We start from the raw sequence: 19075 nt of genomic DNA, 5'->3' as shown, positions 1-19075 counted from the left end.
CAGCCGCGTCAGAGTCAGGGCCGCCTTGCAAACGTCCTGAAAAACCTCGCGCAGAGCGTCGAGGATGCTCAAACTCCGAGTTTTTCAACGATATCGGCCCAAAGCGGTCATTGAGGAGCATCAGAAATCTGAACAGTGTTGCCCTATGTTGGCGGCTAACATCGACGGATTAATGTCGTCGCCGTCACTCTCGTTTTGACGCGTAAGCTTCTAGCATACGATCGACGTCAGAAAGCTGCCGATAGAGTTCGTCTAGCATATCGTCGACGACATTCATCTTTTCACCCGCCAGGGCAAAGATTTCCTGTGAGGCACCGCGTACCTTGGGGTCCGAGACCGTCTCCAAAATCAAATCGAGCCCATCGTAGCGATAACGAGCATGAGCAAGTGCATCTTTGATGTCGATGACGTGCCTGCGAAATGGATCAAGCACTTCGCCTAAATCAATCTCCATCCGGGATCTCCACTTTCGAACGATGATTTTTGTTTCTGCTTTGCCAATACATTAGTAGATACTGACCGCGTACGATAAATTGTTTGCCTTGCGCCAGGACTGACACCCAAAGGTCGCGTAATATATTCCCGGCCTACTCACTTACGGCCGTCGGTACGATGCAATCATGTCAAGCGGGTTGGTTGGCACCGCAACAGCACCAGGTCACTCATTGAGCGCCGGTGGCGCGCACCGTCCCGCAGTGGTACAATATAGTGGGGGAAATCGAACATGGATATGGTCAGGAACTGGCTCTCGATCCCGGTCACTGCGCTCTCGCTGCTAGGGACGAATCGTGCCGCTTGGGCACAGGACTCAAGCGAAGACCTTGCCAAGAAGCTGTCTAATCCCATTGCGTCGCTGATCAGCGTGCCATTCCAGGGCAACTACGACAGCGGTTACGGCCCCTACAACGGCGACCGCTATTTTGGATCCGACACTTTGATCATGGCGCATTCAGCCGGGGGAGCTGTGTGCCTGTTGGCAAAGCCATGGACAAGCAACTCGATAGGATCAAGTAGCGGGCAATGCGACTTATAGGGCGTTTGCTGGTTGCCGGCGTTCTGGCTTCAATCATCCTTGTTGCCACGGCATGGGCTGTGGGAGCACTTTGGTACCACCTACCCGTGCGTCCATCGGCAAGAGTTGCGACTGCTTTCTTGTATGGTGTTTTTGGCCTTGCAACTATAGTCACTATCTTCACGAGGCTCAGGAACTGGTTGCTGCTCCTGTTTCTATTGTGTTTTGTCTTGCTGCTGACGTGGTGGAGCACGATCAAGCCGCGGGAACATGCGGACTGGGCACCGGAGGTGGCGCGTCAGGTGACGGGGACGCGTAACGGCGATGTCTTGACGCTGAACAACGTCCGCGACTTCGAATGGCGCAGCAAAACGGATTTCACCGAACGCTGGGTGACGCGGACCTATGATCTGAGCCAGCTTCGGACGGCTGACCTCTTCTTGTCACAATGGGGAAATCCCAACATCGCCCATGTTATTCTAAGCTTCGGCTTCAAGGGCGGCGACTATATCGCCTGGTCGGTGGAGGTGAGGCGTCGCGTCGGGGGCGCGTTTTCGCCTGTTGCCGATCTCTTCAAGAGCGATCCGCTGGTGATTGTAGCGTCGGATGAGCGCGATGTGGTCGGGGTGAGATCGAACTTTCGCGGCGAAGATGTCCAGATCTATCGCCTCAGAGCGTCGCCGGAGGCCGCCCGCGGGTTGTTGCTTGAGTATGTTCAGGATGCCAATGCACTTTCCACGACGCCGGAATTCTACAATTCAATCACGACCAACTGCACGACGACCATCGTCAAGATGATGCGGGCCGTCGGTGATGTGGTTCCATTCGACTGGCGACTGATCGTCAATGGCTATCTTCCAGAATACGCTTATGAGCGCGGCGCGCTCGACACCAGTCTGCCGCTCGCGGATTTGCGGCAACGCTCCCATATTGCCGAGCGGGCCAAGGCAGCAGGTCTCAGGCCGGACTTCTCCCGGCTCATCAGGCTGGATGTGCCATCTCCATCTGCACCGCAAAAACAATGAGACCGATAGCACAATGGAAATTCGCAACGCCCCCCTTGCTGGCGGGTTCGAATACCGCAACAGAGCATGCAACGCGTGTGCCTGGGGGTGTTCGTGGCCTCCCTGTCGATGCATGCCAATTGGCAGCCCGTCGCCGCCCAGTTGCGATCCATGAGTGATGCGCAGATCCACAGTTAATCAGGAGCAAATGTGGCCTGGTTGTAGTGAAATCGAGTTTATTGGGGCTACCACCGCGAAGCCCTGCTGTTGCAGCTACTACCTGTAACCGTAACGTACTGTTACCTAACTGGGTCTTCAGTCACATTGCAATTCCTAAACGGGGAGGATTTGCGCAATGCGGCGGTAGTCAGCACTCTCTTCAGTCACTCTTCTTGCGGGAACAGACGTTGAAGACGCGCACAGGTGCTTTAGACTTGCCCGAAAATAATGTCATCGTATCGAGAGGGTTACTTCATGATCCCCGAGGCGGAGTTTGTCGGATACACCCCAAACAACATAAATCGGGCGAAGGTGCAGACCATCACCGATGCATCGCCAGTCGCCGACCCACCTATCAATGCGCTCCGATCTGCCGCCTATATCGCTGCATCAACTCTTTTGTCGATGACACAAGGACTCGGCATGAATTTGGTCGCGACCAATATCCCGCAAATTCAAGGCTATCTTGGTGCCACAAATGTCGAAGCGACTTGGCTGATCGCTGCGTATATGGCTCCCAACGTCAGCCTTTCGGTTGCACTGATCAAGATCCGGAACCAATACGGTCTCCGGAATTTCGCCGAACTGAGCATCGCCATATTTGTATTGGTTTCGCTGTTGCATCTTTTTGTCATTGATCTGCAATCCGCGATCATCATTCGTTTTGTCAGCGGCATTGCGGCTGCTCCGCTGTCGAGCCTTGCCTTTCTCTATATGCTGGAGGCATTTCCGCCATCTCGAAAACGGACGATCGGGGTTTGCCTGGTGCTCACCAATATCTCGCTTGCCGCTCCGATGGCGCGCCTGCTGTCACCTACCTTGCTCGATATCGGCCAGTGGCAAGGTCTCTACATGTTCGAAGTGTCGTTAGCGCTCGTCTCGTTTGGAGTGATCTACCTCCTTCCGCTGACGCCCATTGCGCGTGCCAAGGTGATCGAAAAGATGGACGTTGTGAGCTACGTGCTGATCGCCATTGGTTTTGGGTGTACGGCCGTCGTTCTGGTCACGGGCCGCCTCTACTGGTGGAGGGAAGCAGCCTGGCTTGGAGTTCTGCTCGCGATCGCCATTGTGACGATAACTATAGCCGTGGTGATTGAACTCAATCGCGAAAGACCCCTCCTCGACATACGATGGATCGCCAGCAAGGAGATCGTGCATCTTGCCGGAACGATCCTTCTCTTTCGGCTGGCCGTCTCCGAGCAGTCGACCATCGCCACAAGCTTTTTCCAGAATCTCGGCCTGATGAACGACCAACTGTGGAAGCTCTATGTCGTCATGATGGTATCAATGATTGCTGCAGGATTGTCGTGCGCCGCAGTCATGACGCCGGAACGCGTTCCTGCAATTCACGCCGTCGCGCTGATTTTTCTGATCATAGGATCCTATATGGACAGCCAAGCGACCTATCTTACCCGCCCTCCGGAAATGTATGTCAGCCAAGCGCTGATCGCGGCGGCAACCGCCCTGTTCTTGCCGCCGGCCATGTCGATCGGATTGACTGCGGCGCTGAAGCGCGGACCCAACTACATACTGAGCTTCATCATCGTCTTCCTGTCGACGCAGAGCCTGGGCGGGCTCCTCGGCCAGGCTGTTTTCGGCTCGTTCATTACGATCCGCGAGAAGTTTCACTCAAACATATTGGCTGAAAGGATCGTTCCCTTCGATCCCATGGTGACCGAGCGCGCATCGAAACTGGCCGACGCATATGGTGGGATGATTGCCGACAAGGCCTTGCTCAAAGCCGAAGGAATCGCGTTGTTGTCCCAACAGATCACGCGCCAAGCAAATATCCTCGCCTTTAACGACGCTTTCCTGCTAATTGCCGGAATATCGTTTGGTGCTCTTGTCATGCTTTTAGCAGATACGTCTACCCGAGCGCTTCTCGCTCGCCGACATTCCCCAGCAACCGTTCCAATAAGTTGAGGGTGTATGTCCAGTTATCGCCGCCATTTCGCAACGTTGATCGCAATCGCCGTCGGTATCTCAGGCCTGGTCATTGTTCTCTATGCCTGGCGATTACCGCCATTTCGCAGCAATGTCGAGACGACGGAAAATGCCTATGTCAGAGGCTACGTCACCCTGATCAGTCCGCAGCTCAGCGGTTATATCGTCGAGGTGGCGGTCCAGGACTACCACCAGGTCAAGGAAGGGCAGCTTCTGGCACGGATCGACGATCGGATTTTTGCCCAGAAACTCGATCAGGCCAAAGCGACACTGGCAAGTGAACAGGCTGCGCTGGACAATTCGGCCCAGCAACAACGAGCGGCCGAAGCGCGCATCGCCTCAAGCCAGGCGCAGCTTGACAGCGCTACCGCCGTCTCACATCAGGCCCAGGCCGATTGGGCGAGAATCGACCCCTTGGCGCGCCGGGGCGTCATGAGCAAGAGCGATGCCGATCAGAGCGAAAGCGCCAAGCAACAGGCACAGTCCCTGGAATTGCAAGCCAAGGCCGCCCTCGAAGTGTCGCGGCAGGATCTTGAGACAATCAAAGTCAGCCGCGGATCATTGGAGGCGGCGGTCGCAGGTGCAGAAGCGGCGGTGAAGCTGGCCGAGATCGATCTTGCCAATACGAGAATTCTTGCTCCGCGCGATGGCACACTTGGTGAAGTTGGTGTGAAGCTCGGTCAATATGTTACCGCCGGAACGCAGCTGATGGCGATCGTTCCGCCGGACGTATGGGTGATCGCCAACTTCAAGGAAACCCAACTGACCAACATTACGCTCGGCCAACCCGTTAGTTTCACCGTCGACGCTCTAGACCGCAGGCGAATGACGGGGCATGTCGAGGCCTTTGCACCAGCGGCAGGGTCCGAATTCAGCATAATCAGGCCAGACAACGCTACCGGCAATTTCACCAAGGTCGCACAGCGCATTTCAGTCCGTATTGCAATCGACTCCGACCAGGAACTCGCTAAGCAGCTGGTGCCAGGAATGTCAGTGGTGGTCAGAACCGAACCTAAGGAAAACTAAAGCAAATTCAGACCTCGCATTTAGAATTCCTTCTCAATTTGCCGTCAGCAGCGGCGTCAGGCAAGAGAGGATTTTCATGTAGAATCAATAACATATGACTATATTGTGGTCGTTGCTACCTAATCCCGAACTTTTGCGTCTGAGAAGTTGGCGATTGTGTTGGAGGTCTCTGAGCGGAGCAGGGGCATCGTCTACGATTCGGAGAATTATAGATTTTTGCTCGTGGGGAAAAGCGCCGTGATTATCTCATATCGACACAAGTTCACCTTTCTTCATTGCCCAAAGACGGCAGGCAGTTCGATTAAAATGGCTCTTGTCCCGTTTCTTGGACCGTTCGACATTATGTTGGGCTCGGACAAAGAGCGCGCGGAAATCGGCGTTGTCCCGAATTTGAGGGCGCGTCTCGATGCTCTACGGTCTCAACGTCTTTCAAGCATACCCGCGGCGCTGGCAATAAACCCAAAATGGTCGAAGCGTGCACTTTGCTTGCAGACTAAACGATATCATAGGCATTTCGGTCCCATCGTCGACCATCCGAGCGCGGAACAAGTTCGATCGTTCGATGAGAATGCTTGGGGGAAACACTATAAGTTCACATTCATCCGCAATCCCTACAAAAAAATGGTTTCGATGTACGTTTACCTGACACGGAAGTCCCCAGCGACCCGCGAGCCATTTTCTGTTTTTGTACGGAACATGGTTGAGGGGGTGGGTTCGTTTGCGGCTTGGCATCATCTTGTTGATTCGTGGCCGATTTACACCATCGGTGATACCGTGGCGGTTGATTTCGTAGGGCGCTACGAGACCCTTTCAACAGATTTCAATTCATTGTGTGATCAGCTCAATATCCCTAATCCGAAGCTCGGTTCTGCCAAGGTGGCTCAGAAGTATGATTTCCGCGAATTCTATGATGCTGAGACACGCAATGTCGTGCGTCGATGTTGCGAACGGGAAATTGATCACTTCGGCTATCGCTTTGATGATTGAAGAAGCTCAGTTCGGAATCATCTTTTGCTGAAAGATGCGGACGATGGGAATTCTTGCAGTTGTCGATGCCGGCAGCCGCAGGACTCAGACGGAAGGTATGGGCTTCCCGCATTGATGAGGGCCACCACGATCTACTTCGGTCTGACCCGTCATTTCTAGTCATGGAGCGCTTCTGATGGATTGCCATCTTCTCCACATGGTCACGTTAAGTGTACACACCATACTCAAGTCGCTCGAGGAATTCTTCGACGATCTCAACGCCAGCTGCAGTTGCGACCAAGTCCATGGGGCGGGGCTGATTTAAACCAGACGCTGGGTTTGCCATCCAATTTTCCGCTTCGGCCTGCGACCCGAAAATCTCCGTCGCTTCGGAAAGGATTATAGCGAATTTCCATGCGCGACCGCTCTGCCCTTTGTTCAGTGGTTTCGAAGCGGACTCTTTGCGCCGCTGAAACGTCCGCAAACTCATTCCGACCGCCTTTTCCAAAAAGACTGTTTTGTCGATGCACTACTACTAACCGTAGCAGGAGGGTCGGTCCGCTCATCTCGTCGTCAAAGTACCGGATCGGGTGTGTATCAGCATTAGACAGTTACGATATCAATGGTGCGGGTTAAGGCTTCCGTGGAAGAAATTCATCACTTATAGTCGTTAGGCGAGCAGGAAGGAGCTGTTGATCCGTGGTACCGTGATCCTGACGCAGCCGATAACGGATCGCCAAAGAAATGGAGTCGCGCCGCCCCGGCATTCGGCATCATCGTCCGGCCACTCTTGTTGTCCTTCAGCATCCAACTACGATTTTTCGAACATGTTCGCGTGCGACGTCCGCCGAAATCCTCATCGTCGGAACGTCAGGAAACGATTAAGCCATCAAGTGTCTTGCTCAGGATCGCGCCCTCCAGGGTTTCATGCGCCAGAAGCACCGACTCTTAATCAGCGGGTCGTAGGTTCGATCCCTACTGTGCCCACCATTTAAAACCAGCATCTTAGACGATTTTGTTAAAGATGCTGGTTTTCCTCCTCCGCCTTGTCGTTCAACCTCTCGGCATCAGCGACTCCACGATTTGGTCCACTGTGAAGCTCGCCGGCTTAGCGCGGGGCGGGAACTCCTTGAAGCTTTCAAGCCATTCGGCAACGAGTGCCTGCGCAGCATATTGCAGTGGGACGTGCTCGGCGAACCACTGCGCATAATAAAAATTGCTTTCTTCGCCACGCTCGAACGGATCGGAGCGAAGATCGAAGAGCTTGGGAATGCGCATCTTTGACAATGGTTCGCGCCAGACATCGAGCCCTGTGCTTCGCTGCTCGCTGAATACCACTTTGTACTGGTTGATGCGCAGCGCCATCAGTTCGCCGTCGTCGCTCCAATAGAGGAAGCCCTTGCGCGGGGATTCCTTTTCTTTTCCGGACAGGAAGGGCTGAAGGTTGAAGCCGTCGAGATGAACCTTGAAGGTCTTGGCGCCGATTTTGTATCCCTTCTTCACTTTTGCGACGAGGTCGGGCTCGCCCGCGGCAGCGGCAAAAGTCGGTATGAAATCCTGTAGCGAGCAAATGTCGTTGATGACACGGCCGGGCTTGATGACTCCCGGCCAGCGCATAACGCAGGGAACTCGCCAGCCACCCTCCCAATTGGTGTCCTTCTCACCCCGGAAAGGTGTGGCGCCGCCATCCGGCCACGACAGAACCTCGGCGCCATTGTCCGTTGTGAAGACGACGATGGTATTGTCAGCGACACCAAGCTTCTCGAGTTTGTCCAGCAACTGGCCGACATAGCCGTCCAATTCCACCATGCCGTCCGGATAGAGGCCATGCCCCGTCTTGCCGACCGATGATGGCTTGAGATGCGTGAAGACGTGCATGCGCGTGGTGTTCATGTAGCAGAACCAGGGTCCACCTTCCTTGGTCTTGCGCTCCATGAAGTTGAGGGCTGCCCCCATAAACTCATCGTCCACTGTTTCCATACGCTTGCGCGTAAGCGGACCAGTGTTTTCAATAACCTGTTTGCCGACCTTCCCATATTTGGGATCGAGGGTCTTGTCGTCTTTGTCGGACGCCTTGCACTTGAGGACACCCCTTGGGCCGAACTTCGCACGAAACTTTGGATCCTTGGGATAGTCCGTATATTCGGGCTCTTCCTCGGCGTTGAGGTGATAGAGGTTGCCGAAGAACTCATCGAAACCATGCACTGTCGGCAAATGTTCGTTGCGGTCGCCAAGATGGTTTTTACCGAACTGGCCGGTCGCATAGCCGAGGTTCTTCAGGAATTGAGCAATCGACGGATCCTCGGCACTCAGGCCCAGCGTCGCTCCAGGCATACCAACTTTCGTCAGTCCCGTTCGGATCGGTGCTTGTCCCGTGACGAAGGCAGCCCGTCCAGCAGTGCAACTCTGCTGGCCGTAGAAGTCCGTGAACATGGCACCATCGCGAGCAATGCGATCGATGTTTGGGGTTCGATACCCCATGATGCCGTGGTTGTAGCAGCTGACATTGAACCAGCCGATATCATCGGCCATTATGAAAAGAATATTGGGCTTGTTGGGTTTTGGTGCCTTGGCCATCGCTATTCTCCCAGTTATGGGCGAGATATTAGCGACGGCGGTGATGCCAAGAAGTACGTAACAGTTACAGATGCGATGCCGCCTCAGCTCACCAAATCCACGAGCACATCATAGGCGGCATCGATATCGGCCTGAATGGCTATTTTGACCGCCTCGCCATCGTGAGCGCATAGCGCGGTGAACATCGACTGATGGTGCTCGTTGGCCTTGGTGTAATTGCCGGAATCATGCAGCATGTTGAAGTACGGGCTGACCTGCAGCCAAAGATTCTCGATGATATTGAGAATGCTTTCCGATCCAGCCGCCCGGTAGATCGAGAAATGGAACGCGTAGTTCGCCCGCAGGTACGATTTGATATCGCCAGAGGCGTTGGCTTTTTCCAGTGCTTTCAGCAGCGAGCGCAGAGTTTCCAGTTCGCTGTCTTCGATGCGCTCGGCAGCCCATTTGCCCGCAAGCGCCTCGATCTCGATACGAACATTGCGCAGATCGGTGAGCTTGGCCCGGCTCAACCGCGGTATGCCGATGGATCGCCCGGAAACCACGGTCAGTGCATTGGCCGCTGTCAGCCGCCGCAAGGCTTCCCGCACCGGCATGGCGCTGACGCCGAAGGCATCGGCAAGGCTTTGCACAGGGACCATTTCGCCCGGAACAATGCCGCCTTCAAGTATCAGGCTGGCAATCTGGCGATAGACGCGGTCCTGCAGCGTCTCCTTGGAAAGCGGGAGAATCTCAACACCTGGTCTCCGGTAGCCGGCTTCAGCCATTGTTCACCTTTTTCGCGGCGGGTGCTCTTTTACGTGGAATGCAGTGTCCACCACAGCGCGTCAAGCGTTTCTCCTTATCTAACAAATCTTATGCACGATCAATGGTATTTCATCATTGATCTTTGATCAAATGGTGCTACGGTTGGCTGATGGAACGACGAGAGGGAAGAGGAGCCCGCTCGGAGATGTTTTCCTGTGTGAGGGAGGAATTATAATGGGAATTGGATCAATCATCCGGCGCGCTGCTGCTTGCGCCTGCATTGCGTCAAGCATGGCTATGATCGGCCACGCCGACGCTGCCGAAAAACACAAGATTTTTCTCAGCATGAGCTTTATTGGCAATGACTGGCAGGCCGAGGCCGCCAACATGGTCAAGGCCATGGCTGCCCACAAGAACTACGCTGACAAGGTGGACTTGCAAGTCCAGGTTGCCGGCCCCAATGCGCAGCGGCAGATTCAACAGATCAACGCCATGGTCCAAGCCGGCGCCGAGGCGATTGTCATTTTCCCGATTTCACCGACCGCACTCAACCAGGTTGTGAAGAATGCGTGTGACAAGGGCGTCAAGGTCTTCGCCTATGACGGCGAGATCACCGAGCCCTGCGCCTACAATATAGCGATCGATCAGGAAGAAGCCGGCCGCGTGACAGCGGAATGGCTGGTCAAGAAGCTCAATGGCAAGGGCAATATCATCGCGATTACCGGCGTGCCCGGAACATCGGTCGACAATCTTCGTACCAAGGCGGCCAAGGAAGTCTTCGCCAAACATCCTGATATCAAGATCGTCGGCGAAGCGGTCGGCATGTGGAGCCAGGCTGTCGCGCGCACCGAGCTTTCGAAGATCCTGGCAACTCGCAACTGGGACGACATCAACGGGCTGTGGATGCAGGTCGGATGCTTCACCGCAAATTCCATGCAGCTCGAAGCCGGCAAGAAGCCGGAGCAGCTTCTTCCTTGCGCAGGCGAGGGCTCGAATGGCGGTCGCATCCAGATGCTGCCGGCAGGAACCGAGGCAGAGGGTGCGACACCTCCCTATGCACCCATGGGCGCGCCGCGCATTTCCTATGCATCCCCGCCATATTCTGGCGCTCTGGCGCTGAAGCTTGCGGTCGATGCGATCGAAGGCAAGGAAGTGCCGAAGAAGACTGTACTGCCGCTGCCTCTGGTCACTAACGAGACCATCAAGCTCTGCCAGGAAGGTACGTGGCAGGAGATGAAAGACGGCTGCAACGCATTCAAACCGTCCATCGTCTCCAATCCGGGCTGGTTTGCTTCGATCTTCTCGGAAAAGACGCCGGAGATCGGTCTTAACGCAGCATTGGTCGGTCAACCCGAGAACTAAGCGTAGACTTGCGCGGAGTGGCTACCGCTCCGCGCAACTTGGCTTATCCCGATGATTTGAGCAGGACCGGTGGGATGAATTCACCATTCGAACAATCCGCCATTGAAGTGACCGATATTCGCAAGGCGTTTGGCGCCACGGTTGCAGTCGATGGCGTATCCTTCCGCATCGAGCCTGGAAGTACCCATGCTTTGCTCGGCGAAAACGGTGCGGGCAAATCAACGATTGTCAAATTGCTGTCGGGACTGCTGCGTCCTGACGAGGGGCACATATCGGTCTTTGGCGAAAGAGCAGCGCTCAATGCACCAAGGGCGGCGCATACGCTCGGCGTCCAGACTGCATTTCAGGAAATGACCCTGGTCAAGGATTTGACGGTGCTCGACAATATGCTGATGCCCTATGCGCCGATGGGGATTACCGGCATGATCCGGCGGTCTATGGCGCGTCAGGCCATAGCGCAACATTTGCAGGAGATCGAGTTTGCAGTTGATCTCGATGCGGAAGTCGGCACACTCGACCTTGCCATCCAGCAAAAGATAGAAATTGCCCGTGCGCTTTATCGCAAGCCCCGAATTCTTCTCCTGGACGAGCCAACATCGACGCTTGCGGGCAGCGACGTTGAATGGCTGGGCCGGATCATCGCCAAACTGAAGGCGCTAGGGACGACCATCGTCTTCATCACGCATCGCATGCGCGAGGTGCGCGCCTTCTGCGATACGCTGACGATCTTGCGCAATGGCCGCCACATAACCACGTGCCCAGTTGCCTCCATTACCGACGGCCAAGTTATCGAGAGCATTGTCGGCCGGTCGATAGCCCAGACTTTCCCGGCGCGGCCCAAAAGCGATGCCGCGTTTGGTGCGCCGGTGTTGGGTGTTCGCAACTTGCGGGCCGGCCACAAGCTGCTCGATGCGAGTTTCGATTTGCGGAAAGGCGAAATCCTCGGCGTTGCCGGACTGCAGGGCATGGGCCAGCTTGACCTTTTCCTGACTTGCTTTGGCATGACGCAGGTGACTCATGGCGATATCCTCGTCGATGGGCGCAGAGTCCGGTTTGGCTCGCCTGCAGATGCGCTCAAGCCCAACATTGCCATCGGGCTGGTGCCTGAAGACCGAAAGACGGAGGGCCTGTTCCTGAAGCTCAGCGGAACGCTCAATGCATCCTTACCGGTGATCGACAGGTTCTCACGATTTGGACTGATACAAAGTGATCTTGAACGCCAGGCCGTGCGTTCTGCCTTCGGCACCGTCGAGGTTGACCAGCGCGCGCTCTGGACCAGGGCAGGAGCTTTCTCTGGAGGCAACCAGCAGAAGATTGCAATAGCCAAATGGCTGGTTGCCCAAAGCCGTATCCTGCTGCTGTTCGATCCGACCCGCGGTATCGATGTCGGCACCAAGCACGAACTTTACGTCATGATGCGCAACTTCACCGACGCCGGAGGTTCGATCCTCTTGCATTCCACCGAGATTCCCGAGCTCGTGCATTTGTGCGACCGGGTTCTGGTCCTTTATGACGGGCGGATTGCAGCATCGCTGTCGCGCGATCAATTGACCGAAGCCTCGATCATGCGGCCAGCGCTTGGCCATGACAGCGCAGCAAAAGAGGCCGCAGAATGACGATGCTGACCTCGACCTCAACGAGCCGCAACTGGGCATCCCTGTTCAGCATGTCGCCTGAGCGGCGCAGCGTACTCATCGCCATAGCCGTATTTCTTGGCCTGCTTGGTTTGGTAGATTTTGTCAGCAGCGGCCCCCTCAGCTATTTCGACATTTCGTTCCTTTCAAGCGGCGGAGCAACATCGGCGATTGCTGCGATCGGCCAAACGATTGTCGTTCTCTCCGGCGGGTTCGATCTGTCGGCTGGGGCGGTAATTTCGCTAGTCAACGCGGTGTTGGCGCAAGGCATGGACCCGGCGGCGGCCCAGACGAGTGTGGTGTATTGGACCTGTGTCGGCATTGGCGTTGGCATGCTGACCGGTGCTTTCAACGGCATCTTCATTGCATTCTTCCGGTTGCAGCCCATCGTTGTCACGCTGTCGACCATGTTTATCATCCAGGGTCTGACGCTGCTGGTAATGGACAAGCCCGGTGGTTTTGTCGCGCCTGACCTCGGCACGTTTTATCTTGGTGACGCCATACCCGGCTGGCTGCCGATGCCGCTGGTGGTGATCGGTGTTGTTCTGCTCGCCTGGCTCTGGCTGAAGAACACGCGGTTCGGTACGGCGATCTATGCGGTCGGCAGCGATCCGGATGCGGCTGCCGCCATTGGTGTGAGGGTCAAGCTCACCAAATTCCTGGTCTATGTCATCGCTGGCGGCTGCTATGGGTTGGCTGGCGTTTTCATCAGCGCACAGACGGGCAGCGCCGATCCACTGGTTGGCAATCCGCTGCTCCTGTCAATGTTCGCTGCTGTGGTCGTTGGCGGTACGCGTCTCGGCGGCGGACGCGGCGGACCGCTTGGCACAGTCTTCGGCGCCTATATCCTCATGATGGTAGTGAATATTCTCCTCGTTCTGAATGTGTCGGCCTACTATTCAACCATCGCTGAAGGAACCATTCTGATCCTCGCCGTTCTGGCAGGATCGATCTCGTATAGTTCAACGCTCGCCAAGCAATTGCGCGGTGCGCAAGCGCAGTTCAGTGCATGGCGTCAGGGCCTGCTGCCCTCGCAGCTCGATCGCACTGACCGGCGGATGAAAATGCCATCGTCCGCCGAGGGCAAACCGGTAGCGTCGTCATTCCTTTCGCGCCACAGCGAGACGATCCGCTATGCACTGCCAGCATATTTGTGTCTGCTCGCCGTAGTCATAGTAACCCAATTCTGGCTTGGCCGAGCAATCCTGAACCCGACCTACTGGAACTCGCTGGCAGTCCTGTCCACCTTCCTCGCCATCCTGGCGTTGGGGCAGGGAACTGTAATCCTGACCGGAGGCCTCGACCTCTCGGTTCCCTGGATCATCGGCATAGCTGGCATCCTGCTCGCAGGTATCGTCAATGGTTCCGACGCGGCTCTCGTCTACGCTTTGCCTGCCGTTCTTCTCATCGCTTGCCTTATCGGATTTATCAACGGCGTTGGAATCGTCGTGCTCGGCATATCGCCCATCGTCATGACGCTGGCCATGAACGGCATCCTGCAGGGTTTTGCACTGGTCTATTCGCAAGGAACGCCGGCGGGATTTTCATCGCCAATGCTCCGCTGGTTCATGACCGGCAAGATCTGGACTGTTACGCCGGTCGTTCCGTTCATGGTGCTGTTTGTCATCGCTGCGGTATTCTTGCTCGGACGAACAGCCTTCGGACGCAGGGTCTACGGCATCGGCAATGGATTACGGGCGGCGCAGCTCTCAGGCATCGCCGTCGGACGCACGCTCATTCTTGTCTATGTGCTTTCCGGCCTTTGCGCAGGGCTTGTCGGGGTATTGCTCACAGGCTTCTCGGGGCAAGCAAGTCTTGGCATGGGCGACGACTATCTGCTGCCATCGATCGCGGTGGTGGTGGTCGGTGGCGCATTAATAACCGGCGGACGTGGTCACTATCTCGGTATGCTGGGCGGGGTGTTGCTGCTCACCGCACTGCAAATGTTCCTGGCGGGAACGACGTTGCCCTATGCAACGCGGGCGATCCTCTTTGGGCTTGTGGTGCTTGGTGCAGTTATGGCGCTTCGCGAGAAGCGGTCTTAGGAGGACGAATGATGAATAAAATTGCTCCAGCATCTGCGGAAGAATTCTTGGGTGGTTTGCGCGATCAGAGAGTGTTGGTCACGGCGGGGGGCTCCGGTATTGGCTACGCAATTGCCGCAACCCTTTCACGGCTCGGTGCACGCGTCGCGATCTGCGACATATCCCAATCGCTGCTGGACGAAGCGCAGAATAGTGTTTCGCTGGCTCATGCGACGCTGGCCGACGTCTCCCGCGAAGAAGATGTCGACCGCATGTTCGAGGAGGTGTCCTCTTCACTGGGTGGTCTCGACGCGCTCATCAACAATGCGGGCATTGCCGGTCCGACTGGCGGTGTCGATGAGATCAGCACGGAGGACTGGCGCCGGTGCATCGACATCTGCCTGACCGGACAGTTCCTTTGTGCGCGGCGCGCCGTACCGATGCTTAAGGCATCTGGAGGCGGATCGATCGTCAATATGTCATCTGCCGCCGGCAAGCACGGTTATGCTTTTCGCACCCCATATTCTGCGGCCAAATTCGGCGTGATCGGCTTTACCCAAAGTCTCGCCAAGGAGCTCGGGCCGCATGCGATCCGCGTCAATGCGATTCTGCCTGGCATTGTCGAGGGACCACGCATTGAAAACGTCATCAGCAACCGGGCGAGGCAACTGGGTATCTCGCATGAGGAAATGACCGAGCGCTATCTTGAGAGTGTTTCGCTGCGGCGGATGGTCAGTCCCTACGACGTCGCAACGATGGTCGCCTTTCTGCTTTCCAATGCCGGTATCAACATTTCGGGCCAGTCGCTCGGCGTTGATGGCAATGTCGAAACTCTGTGAGGTAGCGATGCAAAAGACAGCGATCATCGGCAGCGGTTTCATCGGCAGAGCTTGGGCCATCAGTTTCGCCCGTGCCGGCTATCAGGTGAGCCTGTGGGATCAGGCGCCGGACGCCGTGGCCAAGGCTCGCGGATATATTGCCGATGTGCTCGCCGATCTTGAGCGGAACGACCTGCTCAACGGGCATTCGCCCGAAGCGGTTCTGTCGCGCATCGTAGCTGAAACGGATCTCACAAAGGCGCTGGAAGGCGCAGGCCACATTCAGGAAAATACCCCGGAAAATCTCGAAACAAAGATCAAGGTGTTTTCGCTCCTCGATGAGAATGCCGATGCGTCGGCCGTGATCGCGAGTTCGACGTCGGCCTTGCTTCCTTCAAAATTCACAGAGCACCTGAAAAACCGCCAGCGTTGTCTTGTCGTTCACCCGATCAACCCGCCATATCTCATTCCTGCGGCCGAAGTTGTACCGGCACCCTGGACCTCGGGCGAGGTCGTGGAACGGACCCGCGCGTTCTTGATTGCTGCGGGACATGCGCCGCTGGTCATGAAGCGCGAACTCGACGGATTCATCATGAACCGCATGCAGGGCGCCCTTCTCGAGGAGGCCTTTCGGCTGGTGGCCGATGGGTATGCGACAGTCGAAGACGTCGATATCGGCATTCGTGACGGACTTGCCCTCCGCTGGTCGTTTATGGGGCCATTCGAGACGATCGATCTCAACGCACCGGGGGGCGTGCGCGACTATGTCGAACGCTATCAGATAATCTACGAGCGTCTGTTTCCCCAGATGCAGCGTCGCGTCGACTGGGCAGGCGATGTGCTCGAAACCGTAGAGGCCGGCCGGCGCGAAAAGCTGCCGCAGGAAAAGCTGGTCGATCGCCAGGTCTGGCGCGACCGGCGTCTCATGGCGCTTGCGGCGCACAAGAAGAAATCAACGCAGGAGTTCGGACAATGAGCGAGACGACACGAGTGACAAGCGGTTCGAGCACAAAGGGCAAGGTCATCATTACTTGTGCCATAACCGGTGCGATCCACACGCCGACAATGTCGCCCTATCTGCCAATCACGCCCGACGAGATAGCGAAGGAAGCGCTCGCTGCAGCAGAGGCGGGCGCCGCGATCCTGCATCTCCATGCGCGCGATCCGGAAACCGGCAAGCCGGACCAAACGCCGGAAGCTTTTGCCAAGTTCCTGCCGCGCATCAAGCAGAACACCAATGCCGCCATCAATATCACCACCGGCGGCAGCCCTTATATGAAGGTTGAAGAGCGGGTGAAACCGGCGGCAACCTTCAAGCCGGAGGTGGCTTCGCTCAATATGGGTTCGATCAATTTCGGACTTTATCACCTCGTCGACAAATACAAGGAGTTCAAGTTCGATTGGGAGAAGCCGCATCTGGAGGCGACCCGCGATCTGGTATTCCGCAATAGTTTCAAGGACATCGAGTACATTCTTGCGACCTGTTACGACAACGGTACGCGATTTGAGTTCGAGTGCTACGACATAGCCCACCTCTACAATCTAGCGCATTTCGCCGATCGTGGATTGGTAAAGCCGCCGTTCTTCGTGCAGTCAGTTTTTGGACTTCTGGGCGCAATCGGCACGCATCCCGAAGACGTCGCGCATATGAAACGCACTGCCGACCGGCTTTTCGGTGACAACTATCGCTGGTCGGTGCTGGGCGCCGGATCGAGCCAGCTCCGCATCGCCGCTCAGGCGGCGGCGCTGGGCGGCAATATCCGGGTTGGCCTCGAAGACAGTCTCTGGGCCGGCAAGGGCAAGCTGGCAAAGTCCAATGCCGATCAGGTTCTGCTCGCGCGCAAGATCATCGAAGGGCTCGGCATGGAAGTGGCGACGCCGGACGATGCGCGCGCGATCCTGCAACTCAAGGGCGGCGACAAGGTCGCGTTCTAGGAGGGTATGATGCTGCGGATCGAGGTTTTCAGCGAAGATCGCAATCAGCTGGGCGAGGGTCCCCTATGGGACGTCGAGGAACAGCGTTTGTACTGGATCGATTCCTACGCACCTGCAGTCTATTCCTGTGATGCCAGAGGCGGCAACCGCAAGAGCTGGAACCTGCCGGAACCGGTCGGCTCGCTGGCATTGCGAGAAAAGGGCGGCACCATTGTTGCACTGCGCAATGGATTTCACACACTGGATTTTGAAACGGGTGCCGTCGAGCTGCTGCATGAGACCCATCCAGGCGAGCTTCGACCGCGCCTCAACGATGGAAAGGTTGACCGCCAGGGACGCTTTGTTGCGGGTTCAATGGATTTCGAGGAACGCGACCCGGTTGGTACGCTCTTTCGCCTTGATCCCGATCTTTCGCTGCACACGCTCGATACGGGCATCATTTGTTCGAACGGGCCCTGTTTCAGCCCCGACGGAACGACACTGTATTTCGCTGACAGCCATAAGAAAGCAATCTACGCCTATAGCTATGACACCGCGTCGGGTACAGTAGGGTCGCGGCGCGTGTTTACGAGCTTTGACAGTCTGCGCGGCTATCCCGACGGCGCGACTGTCGATGCGGAAGGATATGTCTGGAGCGTCGAAGTCTATTCCGGACGGCTCATCCGGTTTGATCCGAACGGTGTGATCGACCGCATTGTCGGCCTGCCAGTGCAATCGACAACGAGCATCACCTTTGGTGGCCCGGAGCTGGATATCGCGTATGTCACGTCGATGGCCCGGCCCTTCAACAATCAATATCATTGCGAACGCGAGGCCGGCTGCATGTTTGCAGTTCATGGACTTGGCGTGCGCGGTCTGCCGGAACCGCGTTTCAAGGGATGATGGAGGAAACATGAAAATCGATGTGGTGGTGGACGTAAAGACCACGCTGGGTGAGGGCCCGCTGTGGGATGTCGATCAGCAGCGGCTCTACTGGATCGACAGCTTCGATGGCCGCGTATTTCGTGCGACGGCCGATGGCCGGGAAATCCGCTCGTGGGATGTCCCGATGAAAATCGGCTCGATGGCGCTGCGCAAGGATGGAAATGGCGCCATCGTGTCACTGGCACGCGGATTTCATCTGCTCGATTTCAAGACAGGCGATGTCGAACTCATCCACGATCCCGAACCGGATAAGTCGGAAAACCGCATCAATGACGGCAAGGTCGACAAGCAGGGAAGGTTTATCGCCGGCTCCATGGACACGATGGAGAGCGGTCCGAACGGCGCGCTCTATCGTGTCGATCCCGACCTCAGCGTGCACAAGCTCGACGATGGTATCATCGTTTCGAATGGCCCGTGCTGGAGCCCCGATGGAAGCCTGTTCTATTTCGCGGATTCGTGGTCGGGCGAGATATGGGTTTACGACTATGACCAGGCGACGGGAAATGTGTCCAATCGCCGAACCTTTACCAAGATAGACACATCGACAGGCGGTGCCGCCGATGGCTCCACGGTCGACGCGGAAGGCTGCCTATGGAACGCACAGGTCTATGATGGCAAAGTTGTCCGCTATCGGCCCGACGGCACCGTGGACCGCGTCATCGATATGCCGGTGAAGAAGGTTACGAGCATCATGTTCGGCGGTCCGGATCTGGACATCATCTACGTGACATCCATGGCAAAGCCGCCCTTGCCAAGATTTCCGGGAGATGGTGTCTTGCGCGGCAGCCTTTTCGCGATCACGGGGCTTGGCATCAAAGGCATACCCGAGCCACGGTTTGCAGGCTGAGAATCCGGACACCAAACCACATTGCGCCGCGTTGCTCTG

15 protein-coding genes and 2 pseudogenes are annotated in these 19075 nt (G+C 56.4%); 13 read left to right on the top strand and 4 right to left on the bottom strand.

Features of this window, described 5'->3' with window-relative positions; translation table 11 throughout:
• Positions 1-184: 184 nt before the first annotated feature.
• Entirely contained in the window at positions 185-454 is a 270-nt protein-coding gene (locus tag FHS21_RS14680) for a hypothetical protein (RefSeq protein WP_112532657.1), read from the bottom strand.
• Positions 455-730: 276 nt separating this feature from the next.
• Between FHS21_RS14680 and FHS21_RS14675 the strand changes: the two are divergent.
• The 5 genes and pseudogenes from FHS21_RS14675 to FHS21_RS14655 all read left to right on the top strand — a co-directional run.
• Positions 731-916: pseudogene (locus tag FHS21_RS14675) on the top strand (transporter); the annotation flags it as partial.
• Between the two features lie 104 nt (positions 917-1020).
• Positions 1021-2037, top strand: a complete 1017-nt coding sequence (locus tag FHS21_RS14670; protein WP_183662397.1) for an Lnb N-terminal periplasmic domain-containing protein — start codon at positions 1021-1023, stop codon at positions 2035-2037.
• Positions 2038-2640: 603 nt separating this feature from the next.
• The gene (locus FHS21_RS14665) at positions 2641-4158 is read left to right on the top strand and encodes an MFS transporter (protein WP_376772114.1); all 1518 of its coding nucleotides are present in this window, start codon (positions 2641-2643) and stop codon (positions 4156-4158) included.
• A 6-nt stretch (positions 4159-4164) separates the two neighbouring features.
• Positions 4165-5205: an HlyD family secretion protein gene (locus FHS21_RS14660; RefSeq protein WP_112528795.1), complete on the top strand. Its 1041-nt coding sequence runs from the start codon at positions 4165-4167 to the stop codon at positions 5203-5205.
• A 237-nt stretch (positions 5206-5442) separates the two neighbouring features.
• Entirely contained in the window at positions 5443-6192 is a 750-nt protein-coding gene (locus FHS21_RS14655) for a sulfotransferase family 2 domain-containing protein (protein ID WP_162701889.1), read from the top strand.
• A gap of 205 nt (positions 6193-6397) precedes the next feature.
• On the opposite strand, the pseudogene parS reads toward FHS21_RS14655, so the two are convergent.
• The 3 genes and pseudogenes from parS to FHS21_RS14640 all read right to left on the bottom strand — a co-directional run.
• A pseudogene (gene parS / locus FHS21_RS14650) lies at positions 6398-6697 on the bottom strand (type II RES/Xre toxin-antitoxin system antitoxin); the annotation flags it as partial.
• Between the two features lie 527 nt (positions 6698-7224).
• Entirely contained in the window at positions 7225-8748 is a 1524-nt protein-coding gene (locus tag FHS21_RS14645) for an arylsulfatase (RefSeq protein ID WP_183662394.1), read from the bottom strand.
• 83 nt (positions 8749-8831) lie between these two features.
• Positions 8832-9512 carry a GntR family transcriptional regulator gene (locus FHS21_RS14640; RefSeq protein ID WP_112528787.1) on the bottom strand — a complete coding sequence of 227 codons (681 nt, stop codon included), beginning with the start codon at positions 9510-9512 and terminating at the stop codon, positions 8832-8834.
• Between the two features lie 214 nt (positions 9513-9726).
• On the opposite strand from FHS21_RS14640, the gene FHS21_RS14635 reads away from it, so the two are divergent.
• The 8 genes from FHS21_RS14635 to FHS21_RS14600 all read left to right on the top strand — a co-directional run bounded on the left by FHS21_RS14635 (position 9727) and on the right by FHS21_RS14600 (position 19036).
• A complete protein-coding gene (locus FHS21_RS14635) occupies positions 9727-10854 on the top strand; it encodes a sugar ABC transporter substrate-binding protein (RefSeq protein ID WP_183662393.1) in 1128 nt (375 codons plus the stop codon).
• A 74-nt stretch (positions 10855-10928) separates the two neighbouring features.
• On the top strand, positions 10929-12470 hold the full coding sequence (locus tag FHS21_RS14630) for a sugar ABC transporter ATP-binding protein (RefSeq protein WP_112551508.1): 1542 nt from the start codon (positions 10929-10931) through the stop codon (positions 12468-12470).
• Positions 12471-12520: 50 nt separating this feature from the next.
• Entirely contained in the window at positions 12521-14533 is a 2013-nt protein-coding gene (locus FHS21_RS14625; RefSeq protein ID WP_246411041.1) for an ABC transporter permease, read from the top strand.
• 11 nt (positions 14534-14544) lie between these two features.
• Positions 14545-15351 carry an SDR family oxidoreductase gene (locus FHS21_RS14620; protein WP_183662408.1) on the top strand — a complete coding sequence of 269 codons (807 nt, stop codon included), beginning with the start codon at positions 14545-14547 and terminating at the stop codon, positions 15349-15351.
• 7 nt (positions 15352-15358) lie between these two features.
• Positions 15359-16306: a 3-hydroxyacyl-CoA dehydrogenase gene (locus tag FHS21_RS14615; protein WP_183662391.1), complete on the top strand. Its 948-nt coding sequence runs from the start codon at positions 15359-15361 to the stop codon at positions 16304-16306.
• Positions 16303-17265 carry a 3,5-dioxohexanoate:acetyl-CoA acetone transferase gene (gene kce / locus FHS21_RS14610; RefSeq protein ID WP_112528777.1) on the top strand — a complete coding sequence of 321 codons (963 nt, stop codon included), beginning with the start codon at positions 16303-16305 and terminating at the stop codon, positions 17263-17265. The genes FHS21_RS14615 and kce overlap by 4 nt, the downstream gene beginning before the upstream one ends.
• A 9-nt stretch (positions 17266-17274) precedes the next feature.
• Positions 17275-18147 (top strand): SMP-30/gluconolactonase/LRE family protein, encoded by an 873-nt coding sequence (locus FHS21_RS14605; RefSeq protein ID WP_246411034.1) that lies wholly within the window; start codon positions 17275-17277, stop codon positions 18145-18147.
• Between the two features lie 10 nt (positions 18148-18157).
• Positions 18158-19036 (top strand): SMP-30/gluconolactonase/LRE family protein, encoded by an 879-nt coding sequence (locus FHS21_RS14600; RefSeq protein WP_183662390.1) that lies wholly within the window; start codon positions 18158-18160, stop codon positions 19034-19036.
• Positions 19037-19075 lie beyond the last annotated feature (39 nt).

The organism is Phyllobacterium trifolii, assembly GCF_014192095.1.
GTDB lineage: Bacteria > Pseudomonadota > Alphaproteobacteria > Rhizobiales > Rhizobiaceae > Phyllobacterium > Phyllobacterium trifolii.
This window is presented reverse-complemented; position numbering and strand designations above follow the sequence as displayed.